The organism is Kineococcus lubricus, from assembly GCF_050871965.1.
Lineage (GTDB): Bacteria > Actinomycetota > Actinomycetes > Actinomycetales > Kineococcaceae > Kineococcus.
Genome location: NZ_JBJLSK010000018.1, coordinates 101,442 through 112,959, shown reverse-complemented (window position 1 = coordinate 112,959; position 11,518 = coordinate 101,442). Strand labels below are relative to the sequence as shown.

At 78.3% G+C, this 11,518-nt stretch carries 6 protein-coding genes; 3 read left to right on the top strand and 3 right to left on the bottom strand.

The window, feature by feature from the left end:
* The first annotated feature begins 132 nt into the window (after nucleotides 1-132).
* Genes ACRYRX_RS15245 through ACRYRX_RS15235 form a run of 3 tightly spaced genes read left to right on the top strand, consistent with a single transcriptional unit; the run spans nucleotide 133 to nucleotide 2,616 of the window.
* Nucleotides 133-966 carry an ABC transporter ATP-binding protein gene (locus ACRYRX_RS15245; protein ID WP_432513069.1) on the top strand — a complete coding sequence of 278 codons (834 nt, stop codon included), beginning with the start codon at nucleotides 133-135 and terminating at the stop codon, nucleotides 964-966.
* Nucleotides 963-1,751, top strand: coding sequence for an ABC transporter ATP-binding protein (locus ACRYRX_RS15240; protein ID WP_432513068.1), 789 nt, complete (start codon nucleotides 963-965; stop codon nucleotides 1,749-1,751). Before ACRYRX_RS15245 ends, ACRYRX_RS15240 begins: the two co-directional genes overlap by 4 nt.
* 4 nt (nucleotides 1,752-1,755) lie before the next feature.
* On the top strand, nucleotides 1,756-2,616 hold the full coding sequence (locus tag ACRYRX_RS15235; RefSeq protein WP_432513066.1) for an alpha/beta fold hydrolase: 861 nt from the start codon (nucleotides 1,756-1,758) through the stop codon (nucleotides 2,614-2,616).
* Nucleotides 2,617-2,802: 186 nt separating this feature from the next.
* Here the strand turns inward: ACRYRX_RS15235 and ACRYRX_RS15230 are convergent, their stop codons facing one another.
* The 3 genes from ACRYRX_RS15230 to ACRYRX_RS15220 are packed head-to-tail and all read right to left on the bottom strand — an operon-like array spanning nucleotide 2,803 to nucleotide 11,509.
* Nucleotides 2,803-4,320 (bottom strand): hypothetical protein, encoded by a 1,518-nt coding sequence (locus tag ACRYRX_RS15230; RefSeq protein WP_432513065.1) that lies wholly within the window; start codon nucleotides 4,318-4,320, stop codon nucleotides 2,803-2,805.
* Between the two features lie 2 nt (nucleotides 4,321-4,322).
* Nucleotides 4,323-8,873: a hypothetical protein gene (locus ACRYRX_RS15225; protein WP_432513064.1), complete on the bottom strand. Its 4,551-nt coding sequence runs from the start codon at nucleotides 8,871-8,873 to the stop codon at nucleotides 4,323-4,325.
* A complete protein-coding gene (locus ACRYRX_RS15220; protein ID WP_432513062.1) occupies nucleotides 8,873-11,509 on the bottom strand; it encodes a hypothetical protein in 2,637 nt (878 codons plus the stop codon). The genes ACRYRX_RS15225 and ACRYRX_RS15220 overlap by 1 nt, the downstream gene beginning before the upstream one ends.
* Between the last annotated feature and the right edge of the window lie 9 nt (nucleotides 11,510-11,518).

Here is an 11,518-nt window from a genome sequence, read left to right as displayed (position 1 = left end):
CCCCCCCCCCCCCCCCCCCCCCCCCCCCCCCCCCCCCCCCCCCCCCCCCCCCCCCCCCCCCCCCCCCCCCCCGGCGCCCCCCCCCCCCCCCCCCCCCCCCCCCCCCCCGCCGCGGTCACCGGGCCGGACCTGGTGGCCGTCCGCGGCCTGCGGGTGGCGTTCCGCGGCGACGACGGCGCCCTCGTCGAACGCGTCCACGGGGTCGACCTGACCGTCGCCCCGGGCGAGACCGTCGGCATCGTCGGCGAATCGGGGTCGGGCAAGTCGGTGACCGCGATGGCCGTCGCCGGGCTGCTCGGCCCGGAGGCCCTCGTCACCGCCGAGGAACTGTCGTTCGGGGACGTCGACGTGCGCCGCCGGCTCGGCCCCGAGCAGCGCCGCCGGCTCGGGCTGGAGCAGGCCGTGGTGTTCCAGGACCCGCTGTCCTCGCTGAACCCCGCCCTGACCGTGGGCCGGCAGCTCACCGAGGCCCTCGAGGTCCACGCCCGCACCCCGCACGCCGAGGCGACCCGGCGGGCCCTGGCCGCGCTGGCCCTGGTGCGGATCCCGAAACCCGCCGAGCGGCTGCGGCAACTGCCCCACGAGTTCTCCGGCGGGATGCGGCAGCGCGCGATGATCGCGATGGGGCTCATGGGTTCCCCGCGGCTCATCATCGCCGACGAACCCACCACCGCCCTCGACGTCACCGTCCAGCGCCAGGTGCTGCGCGCGCTGCGCGACGCCCAGCGCGAGACCGGTGCGGCGATCCTGCTGATCTCCCACGACATCGCCCTGGTCAGCGGGTTCTGCGACCGCGTCGTCGTCATGAAGGACGGCGCGGTGGTGGAGCAGCTGCGCGCGGGTGAGCTGGCCGGCGCCCGGCACCCCTACACGCAGGGGCTCATCGCCTGCGTGCCGGACATGACCACCGACCGGACCCGGCCGCTGCCGGTGCTGGGCGCCGAGGAGCAGGAGGTCCTCACGTGAGCGAACTGGAGTTCTCCGGCGTCACCGTCCGGTACGGCCGCGGGCGCACCGCCGTCACGGCCGTCGAGGACGCCACGCTGCGGGTCCGCCCCGGCACGACGCACGGTCTGGTCGGGGAGTCCGGGTCGGGCAAGTCGACGGTGGCGCGCGTCGCCGTGGGGCTGGAGCGCGTCAGCGCGGGGACCGTCCGCCTCGACGGGGTGGACATCGCCGACCGCTCCCGCGCCGCCCGGCTCGCGCGGCGCCGGGTGCAGATGGTGTTCCAGGACCCGGCGTCCGCCCTCGACCCCCGGGTGCCCGTCGGGCGGTCCGTCGCCGAGGGCCTGCTCGCCACCGGCCGGACGTTCACCCGCGCGGTCCGGGAGGCCCGGGTGCGTGAACTGCTGGACCTGGTGCACATCGACCCCGCGCGCGGCGCCGACCTCCCCGCGCGGTTCTCCGGCGGGCAGCGGCAGCGGATCACCATCGCCCGGGCGCTGGCCGCCGAACCCGCCGTGCTCGTGGCCGACGAGATCACCTCCGCCCTCGACGTCAGCGTGCAGGGCGTCGTGCTGAACCTGCTGCGCGAGCTCCAGGCGGAACTGTCGCTGACGATGCTGTTCATCTCGCACAACCTGGCCGTCGTCCGCTACGTCAGCGACGAGGTGAGCGTCATGCGGTCGGGGCGCATCGTCGAGCACGGCCCCACCGAGGCCGTGCTGGCCGACCCGTCCGACCCCTACACCCGTGAACTGCTGCGCTCGGTGCCCGTCATGGGTGCCGCGCTCGACCTCGAGGACGCGTGAGCCCGTGCCGACGACGACCACCCCCACCGGCGTGACGATCCACTACGAGACCACCGGGGACCCCGGCGGACGCCCCCTGGTGCTCGTGCACGGCGGTGGGGCCCAGCTCATCGGCTGGCCCGAGGGGTTCGTCGAGCAGCTCGCCGCGGCGGGGTTCTTCGTGGTCCGGCCCGACAACCGCGACGTGGGCCTGAGCCAGATGACCGCCGGCCCCGACGACCTCACCGCGACGTACGACCTGGCCGACATGGCCGACGACGTGGTGGCCCTGCTCGACCACCTTGGCCTCCCGGCCGCGCACCTGACCGGGATGTCGATGGGGGGTTTCATCGTGCAGCTCGTCGCGATCCGCCACCCCGGGCGCGTCGCCAGCCTGGGGCTGATGTCGACGTGCCCCTCCAGCGAGCCGGAGTTCCTGGTCGGCCCCGCCGGGGAGGTGGAACCCCTCACCGAGCTGCCCGAGCTGCTCACCCGCGAGGCGTACGTCGAGATGTTCGTCCGCGGCCAGCGCGGTTACGCCTCCCCCGGGTTCCCCTTCGACGCGCAGGAGTCGGCCGAGCTCGGGAGGCGCTACTACGACCGGGTCTACCGGCCCGACGGGCTGCTGCGGCAGTGGAACGCGATGATCCGCGGGCCGCTGGAACGCCGCGCCGAGCTCGCGCGGGTCACCGTGCCCACCGTCGTCCTGCACGGCCGCGGCGACCAGAGCGTGCACTGGCGCTCGGCGCTGGTCACGGCCGAGCTCCTGCCGCACGCCGAGGTCCACGTGTACGAGGAGATGGGGCACGACGTCCCGCGGGAGCTGTGGCCGGAGTTCGTGCTGGCCCTGGCCCGCACCGCGCGCCGCGCCGAGCGGGTCGCGTGAATCGCCGGAGCACGTGCGGCGTCACCGCAGGAGTTCCCGCCCCGTGTGCGGCGGTCGAGGACCTGCCCGCCCCGGTGGCCCGTCCGGACCGGTGACGACCTGGACGGGACCGCCGTGCTGACGGTGTTCCCGCAGGTGGCGGTGGGCGGTCCGGGAGCTGACCGCGTCACCGGTCGGCCGGTGCGCTCAGGCGGGGGGCACGGCCTCCACGGTGTCGAACCGCAGCCGCAGCGCCGGCGGGGTGAGCAGCGGCTGACGGCGTCGCTGCGTCCACAGCACCGGGGACCCGTCGGTCGCGCGCGCCAGCACGGCGCGCCGCTCGACGCGCACGCCGTCCTGCGGGACGGCGGCCGGTTCCAGCTGGTGCGTGGGGTGGACGCCGCCCGAGGCGGGGTCCACGAGCAGGTCGCTCTCGGCCTCGGGCAGCAGGACCGCGGTCGGCCCGGACAGGTCGGCGGCCCGGCCCTGGACGAAGCGGCGGCGTCCGGCGACCTCCTCCACGACGTAGGGGTGCCACCGCGGCGGCACCCGCGTCATCGGGCGGTAGGCGAACCCGGCGCGACCGGTGGCGTCCAGGTGCGCGGGCGGCTCCGGCGGCGGGTCGTCGTCGCTGGGCACGGCGCGGCCCCGCAGCCGCTGCTCGACCGCCCAGACGAGGTTGGCGTCCTCGTCCACCCCGATGACCACCTCGTCCAGCACCGGTCCGACCAGCGGCGTGGCCGCGGTCCCCCACACCACGAGCGAGCTGCGGTCGAGACCGTCGGTGGCGAACATGCTCCAGTCGGTCGGCGCCTCGAGCGTCCAGGGGTCGCCGAAGGAGTCCAGGACGACGACCTCGTCGAGGGTGACGACGTGCCCGGCGCGCGCCTGGACCGGGAAGGAGAACCAGTCGTCGGACTGGTTGACCAGGAGGTCGACGAGCAGCAGGGTCGCGAAGTGCGCGCGGTCCGGCGGGTACCCGCCGACGTCGACGGCCGCGTCCTCGATCTGCCACCACCGCGGCAGCGGGGCGCCGCGGAAGCGGACCCGGCCGGGGTACAGCGACCGCTCCGGCGCCGGCTCGGCCGGCGGGGGCAGGGGCGCCGTCGCGTCCACCGAGTACCAGTCGAGGTCGCCGCCGTCGTGCCGCCGCAGCGCGAGGGTGACGCCGCCGGCGTGGAAGTCCGCGCCGTGGGTCAGCTCGGCGGAGTCCCACAGGTCCGCGGGCTCGGGGTCCGGCGCCCGGTCGGGGCCGAACCAGGGGTCGGGCAGCCCGAGGCGCGCGCGCTCGCGCCACAGCGCGCGCCCGTCGTACCCGGTGCCGTCCAGCACGTCGTAGGGCACCGGCAGCGCCGCGAGCAGGAGGCCCTCCTCGGCGGGCAGCGGGGTGCCGGCCCCGGCCGCCGCCGCCGCGACCGCGCGGCCGGCGCTCACCCGGCGCCCGGGCGTCCACCACTGCCCCGGCTCGGACTCCACGACGGCCTCCGCGGGCGTCGTCCGGGGGTCCAGGTGCGTCTGGCCGGCGATCGGGTCGATGGGCGTGAGGCGGGCGCGGTAGGTGACGCGCACCGGCGAGGACGCGTCCTCCCCGCGGTGCTCGCCGAGCTGCCACTGCCGCCCCAGGAGCCAGGCGGGGTCGGCGACCTCGGCGCGGAACCCCAGGGCCAGGTCGGTCTGCCAGGGGTCGGCCTCGAGCCGGCGGACGGAGTCGAACACCAGGGCCACGGCTACCTCCGGGTCGGTTCGAGCGGCACGGCGGTCGCGCCGGTGGCGGGCAGCAGCGACGTGGGCAGCAGACCCCGCAGGTCGTCGCCGAGGTCCACCAGCCGCGCCGTGCGCACGCGGGCGAGGAGCCGGACGTCGGCGACGACGTCGACGAGGGTGGCCTCGTCCAGCGCGGCGGCCGGATCGGGTGGCACCGCCAGGAGCACCGCCTGCGGCGCCCTGGCGGCCGGGGCGTCGAAGCCGAAGGCCGCGCCCGTGGTCTGCTCCTGGCTCGGCACCACCTCGGCGAAGCGGTCGACGACGCCGACGGCGACGCTCCCCGCGCCGTCCGGGGCCGCCAGGTCCAGCGTCGGGTCGGCACACGCGACGACCATGCCGCGCGCGTCGGCCGCGGCCCGCTGCCACACGTCCCCGGGCTTCGTGGTCCACAGCGCCAGCGCGTCCGCCGCGCCCGCGGCGGTCCCGGCGGCCAGCCGGTGGACGTCGACGTGGGCGAGGGTCTCGCGCACCGCCGAGACGGTCGGCAGCCACGCGGTCGCCAGCGCCGGGTCCACCGACATCGCGGGCAGGTCCGCGCGCGGCAGGCGGCCCGTGACGGCGACCTGACCCGTCGGGGAGACGAGCGCCGCGAGGGCGTCCAGCAGGTCCTCGGGGGCGAGCGCGGCGGCGGGCGACGGCTCGCCGCCACCCGGCGGGTCGGTGGACGGCGCGGCCGTCACGCGGGCCGCCAGCAGGTCCCGGGCACGCGCCGCGGTCGCGACCAGCCGCCACTGCCCGGGGTCCACGCCGGTGCCCCGCGGTGGACCCGCGGGCTCGGGCGCGACGCCCCACGCCCGCGCCGCGCGCACGAGCCGGTCGAGGGTCGCGGCGTCCGCGGCCCCGAGCCCGCCGTCGGGGCCGGTCACCGCGAGCTGGGCGTCCAGCTCGGACCGGAGCAGGGTCGCGGTGGAGCGCAGCCGGGTGTAGCGGGCCAGGACGTCGGCCCGCAGCGGGCGCAGGTCGACGTCGGTCCGGGCGTCCTCGACCACCGCGTCCGGCCCCGCCGGCCGGCGCCCGACCAGCGCCACCAGCCGGGCCGCGGCCTCGTACCGCCCGCCCGCGTCGCCGCCCACGACGGCGACCTGCGCGGGGTCGGCCCCGAGGGTGACGGCGCCGGCGGTGGCGGCGAGCCGCTCCAGGTCGGTGCGGGGCAGCGCGAGGGCGTCCGCGGGCGCGAGCCCGAGGTCGGCGAGCGGCACCGGCACCGGCGCCCCGGTCGCGACGCCGCCGGAGTCGACCGGGGCCACCTCGAACACCCAGTCCGCGGCCTCGCCGACCTGCCGCGCCAGCCACGCCGCCGCCGCGGGGTCGGCGACGGCCGCGGGGGCGACCAGCGCCCGCTCGGCACCGGTGGGCGGGTCGGCCGGCGCGGCCACGTCGGGCAGCACGAGGACGACGCTGGTCGTCACCGCCCTGCCCTCCCGCGGGGTGCGCAGCAGACCGAGGTGCGGGGGGCGGGACAGCCCGGCGGCAGCGTCCATGACGGCCCCGGCGACCTCGGGCCGCCCCTCGGTCACGTGGTGGACGGCCTCGGCCACCAGCACGTCGCCGTAGGTGTCCAGCGCGGCGCGCAGGCGCGCGAGCCCCGCCAGCGCGGGCTCGGTCAGCCCCAGGGTGGCGGGGTCGGCGTCGAGCACGGCCAGGCCGTCGCACACGCGCCGGCCCGCGTGCTCACTCCGCAGCGGGTGCTCGCGGCGCAGGCGCGCGACGACCGCCGGGTCACCGACGACGCGCTCCACCTCGCGCCCCACCGCCTCACCCGGGTGCGCGCCGACGCGGACGTGCTCGGCGACCGCGTCGGCGTCCCGGACGCTGCGGGAGGTGAGGTCCAGGTCCCAGCGGTGGTCGGCCGGGTCGTTGACCGCGCGGTCGCGCAGGATCGCCGCGGTGACCGCCTGGCCCGGCGACGGCGCGTGCAGCAGGCCGGCGGCCGTCGGTCCGGGCGTCCCGGGGCAGGGCCGGTCCACCCAGCCGTACGCGCCCAGGCCGGAGGTCGCGCCACGGTCGCGCAGCGCCTGCAGCCGGCGGGCCGGCAGGCCGGTGAGCCACGGGTCGATGCGCAGCGCGGCGGTGTCGACCGTGGCCGTGAGCGCACGCGCGGCCCGGTCCGGGTGGTCGTCGACCATCGTGGCCAGCTCCCGCAGCCCGTCCGCGACCAGCTCGAACCGCTCGGCCTCCGGGGAGCCGTCGCGGAGCGCGTCGGAGCCCGTGCTCTCGATCCACCTCTGCAGCCGGCCCGGGGTCCCGGCGTCGCGCACCACCGGTTCGGGGCCGGGAGGGTCCTCGCCGAGCAGGGCGCGCCCCCGGTCGCCGATCGCGACCTGCAGGGACCGGACGGCGAGCCGCAGCAGCAGGCTGTCCGGCGGGAACCGGAGCATCTCCAGCTCGAGGACCTCGGTCCGGGCGAAGATGCTCGGGATCTCCCGGGCGTAGCCGACGAGGTCCGCGAGCACGCCGCCCACGGTGCGGTCGCCCGGCAGCTCCGGCGGGACGACCAGCGGGAGCTCCAGCCGGCGCGAGCCGGTGGTGGTGCCGTACCGGCGCGCGGGCCGCAGCCCCGACTTCCCCACCGTGGGGTACCGGTCGTGCCAGGCCCGGTCGAGCTCCTCCCAGGGCAGCCCGGAACCGGACAGCACCAGGAAGTACCACCACAGCTCCAGCGGCCAGGCGCAGCGGTGCCGCAGCAGCGGGGACGCCGGCACCTGGCCGATCAGGTCCAGCAGCTGTTCCGTCGTGGCGCCGTCGACCGTGCCGCGCCGCTCGGCGGCGTCCCGGTAGGCCTCCCGCAGCCGGCGCAGGTGGTCCAGCAGCCCGGCTTCGAGGGGTGGGTCGCCGGGACCGGGCACCCAGCGGGACAGCGCGCTGGCGGGGAGCAGGCCGTAGGGCTGCTGGCCCACCCGCAGGGTCGGGTAGGGCCCCTCGGGGAACAGCGCGTGCCGCGCCCAGGAGGGAGCGTCGTCGGCGCCGCGGGGCAGCGCCCACACGTCGCGGGCGGCGAACCCCCACAGCGCGGGCCACAGGCCGGCGACCATCGCGCTGTTCCACCGCTGGTGCGGGTCCTGGGACCCGGGCAGGTGGCCGAGCAGCTCCGGGTCGCCCGTGAGGGCCGCGGACACGACGCGGTCGGTCTCCCCGGGCGCGGACTGCAGCACCTCCCACCACGTGTCCGGGTCCGTGCCGAGCGGGGCCGCCGGCGCCCCCTCGACCGTGTTCGTCGCCGTCCCGGGTGCCAGCACGGCGAGCCGGCCGTCGTCGGCCTGGTCGCGGAACAGCGCCGCGGGGTCGCCGTCGCCGAGCCCGGTGACGTAGAGGACGTCGATGTCGTCCGGGTCGCCGTCCAGCGGGATCGTCCCGGCCAGGCCGGCCCGCACGGCCTCGTCCCAGCTCTCCCACCAGCGGCGGTCCGCGGGAGCCTCGGGGTCGGGGAAGTCGGCGAGCAGCCGGGCCCGGTCGACGGGCAGCGTGAGCACCGGCACCGGCGCCGCGCCGCCCCGCGCGAGCCAGACCGTCAGCGTCTCGGGGAACCCCTCGATGCGCGGGAAGGTGGGTCCCGTGCGCAGCTCGCCGGCGGCCGGTGGACGCACGACGACGGTGCCGTCGGCGCGCGCGACCGCCCGGCTGCGCACGAGGAACGCGGCCCGCGGCGCGCCGACCTGGCCGGCGAGCTCGCGCCAGGCCTGCCCCCGGGTCGCCTCGTCCGGCGCCTGTGCGGCGGCCTCGAGGTAGCGCCCCAGCGCGGTCAGCTCGCCCTCGGAGACCAGGTCGTCGTGGCGGGTGAACCACGGCTCGTCGGGGACGACCCGCAGCAGCAGGGTGCCGGGCTTGAACCGCGTCTCGATCCGCAGCGGCAGCAGCACCGCCACCTCGACGGGCACGGGTTCCGGCTCGGGCTCGGGCTGCTCCTCCTCGAGCAGCACGCGCCCGGTGTGGAGCAGGTGGCGCAGCACCTCGGCCGTCACCCCGCGGACCCCCTGCAGGTCCGTCAGCGACAGCAGCACGCCGCCGGGCTGGGCGTCCCGGAACGCCAGGACCGCCGCGGCGACCCGGAGCGTCACCGGGTCCGGCCGAGGCTGGGGGAACGGCGGTCGGTCGAGCGGGGGGCGGCCGAGCGGGGGCCGCCCCCGGCCGGGGTCGGGACGCAGCTCGGCGCGGAGCTGCTCGGCGCCGCCCAGCCCGTTGAGCCACGTGACGGCGCGCGCCGCGCACTCCTCCGGCGAGCGGGCGGCCAGGTCCACCCCCCTCAGCTCGACGGCGAGGGCATCGCGCCGCGCGGCCAGGTCCCCCAGGCGCCGGGCCGCCTGTCGCGCCGCACCGAGGTCGTGGCCGCCCACCGGCGCCGCGGTCACCTCCCGGGGCGACCCGGCGACCGGCAGCCCCGGCAGGTCGTGCACCCGGGCCCGCTCCAGCTCGACCGCCTCGTCCAGCTCGGCGAGTGCCGCGACGAGCGACCGACGACGTCGCGCGGCCTCGCGTCCGGGGTCGAACGGCTCGTCGGACGTGCCGGTCGGGCTCATCACGGTCCCTCCGGGTCGAGGCGGTCGCCGCGGATGAGCACCCGCACGGGCGAGGCGAAGGCGGCCCGGGCCCAGGTGTGCGGCTGCTCCGCGGTGGACACGTCGTTGCCGAACCGGTAGCCGGCGGGCGGCTCCTCGAAGACGACCCAGTGCGTCAGCACGTCCTCCGGGGCGAACCCCTGGAACCCGAAGAAGCTCACGTCCCGGCCGATGCGGCCCTGGAACGAGGGCAGGACGCGGACCGCCGGGTCCGGGTCCGGGTCCACACCGAAGTCCGGGACGCCCCCGGTGGTGCGGGCCGGGGTCAGGTAGACGACCGTGGCGGGGTAGCGCAGGAACAGGTGCCCGCGCACCAGGACGACCAGGTCGCGTCCGCTCGCGCCGGCCGGGCGGTGCTGCGGGTCGCCCAGCCCGGTGTCGTCCGCCCAGGCGGCGATGCCGCGCACGTCGTCCACCCGGGTGCCGTCGCCGGTGTCGGCACGGTCCCAGAACACCCGCAGCGGCGTGCAGCCGGTGGCCACCGGGACGTTGCGCCAGCGCAGCTCACCGAGCAGCTGGGTGTTCAGCCCGGTGAGGAGGGCGTCGACGAACCGCGGGTTCGTCTCGACCGCGATGACGGAGTCCTCCGGCAGGGCGGCGACGCCCGGCAGCAGCCACTCGGGGAAGGCGTCCTCGACGTCGGCCCACACCGGCCGGTCCAGCCCGACGCAGACCTCCGGCGGCGCGAGCGGCTGAGCCGGGTCCAGGCCGTCGACGGTCGCCAGCACGCGCACGCGGGCGGCGCCGTCCTCGCGCGTGGGGTCGAAGGCGGCCAGCACGCCGGCCGCCAGCGCGTCGAGGTCGACCGGCCGGCAGGGGGGCTCCTCGGGCTTCGGCTCGTCGACCGCGACGACGAGGTCGGGCAGGTCGAGCTCGCCCGCCGGCTCGGGGTACCGGGCCAGGAACGTGCGCAGCTCGACGGCCAGGCGACGGACCTCGTCCTCGTCCTGCGGGTCGACGGCGGCCGCCGCGACCAGCAGGGCCAGCCCCTGCGCCCACGGTGCGGGGGTGCCCTCGTCCGCCGACCGGCCGAGGCGGGCTGCGACCTCCCCCGCGAAGTCGCGCAGCTGGTCGACGGCGTGGCCGGCGAGCTCGGCGGCACGGTCGGCGATCGCGCGCACGTCGACCTCGCCGGTCCGGGCCGCGGCGCGCAGGCGTTCGAGGAGGGTCTGCCCGTCGATGCCGAGCGCGGCCAGCGGGACGCCGTCGTCGCGCGGCTTCGGTGCGGGCGGGCACCGGTTGGCGGCGGCGAGCAGCGCGCGCGGGGTCGGCGCCTGGACGAGCGGGCCGGTGCGGGCGGTCCGCACGCGCAGCGCGCGCCGTGCCGCGGTGGAGAAGATCCCGGCCGGCAGCGCGCGGTCCGGGGCGGTGGCGAGCTGCGCGACCGTTCCCTGCGGCGTGACCACGCGCCCGAGACCGGGTCCGAGCAGCCACAGCGCGTCGACCGGGTCGCGGGGCAGGCGCCGCCGCCACAGGCCACCGGAGGCGCGCAGCCCCGTGACGAGGTCGCGGACGCGCTGACGGGCCTCGGCGAGCGCCCCGAGGGAGGCGCTGGCCTCCGCGGCCAGCTCCTCCTGCAGCCGGGTGCCGAGCTCGAGCCCGAGCCCGGCGACGCCGCGGTCGCGGGGGTCGGTGTTCAGCCCGGTCCCCCAGGTCGTCTCCTCGGGTGCCCCGGCCCGCCACGCCTCCCCGTAGCGCGGCAGCCCCACGATCGGCCGCCCCGCGGCGTCTCGTGCGGGCGTGCGCAGCCCGTCGAGGTCGGCCGCGACGTCGCCCGGCAGCGGGTCGTCCCCCACCCCGAGCGGGGCCAGCGCACCACGGACCTCCAGGTCCCCGGCGGTGGGCACGCGCGGGTAGTCCAGCGGGGCCCGGCCGGTGTCCCGGGGCGCGACGCCCGGCTCGAGCCGGGCGGCCAGGTCCTCGAAGCTCCCGGGCGGTGTCGCCGTCCGGAACCGCCAGTGGTCGAAGAGGGGCACCGTCACCGCCGCGGCACCGGTCCACAGCCGTTGGCCGGCCGCGTCGAACGCCGGCACGAGCACCGCGACGTGGTCGACGCCGGCGTCGAGCCGCCGCCCGGACAGGACGCGGGAGACGCGCCGGCCCTCCGCGTCGACCTGCACGTGCGCCCAGGGGTGGGGGTCGGACGGGCCTCCCAGGGGGTGCAGCTCCTGGACGGCGAGGCCCAGCGTCACCCGGTCGGCGGTCAGGGCGAGCTCGTCCTCGGTGCCGACGACCAGGACCAGCCACGGGTGCAGCGCGCCGGTGCCCGCCGCCGGCTTGGGGGCGGGGGTGTAACGCCAGGGCAGCGCCGGGTCGGCGAGCTCGACGTACGGGCAGCGGTCGGACTCGTGGTCGAGCGCGCCCGGCGACGGGTAGCGCTTGGTCACGGCTCCGGGCGCCAGCCCGACGACGTCACCCGGGCCGCTGAGCAGGAACCTCACCGGCCGGGACCCGGTGCCGGTGCCGGCGCCGGACGGCGCGGTGCCGCTGAGCTGGACGGTCGCCTCGACCCGGGCGCGGCCGTCCTGCACGCCGGTGGCGAGCCCGGCGATCCGCTCCCGCGTCCACCCGTGGAACACGAGCCTCTGGTCGACCACGTCGCCTCC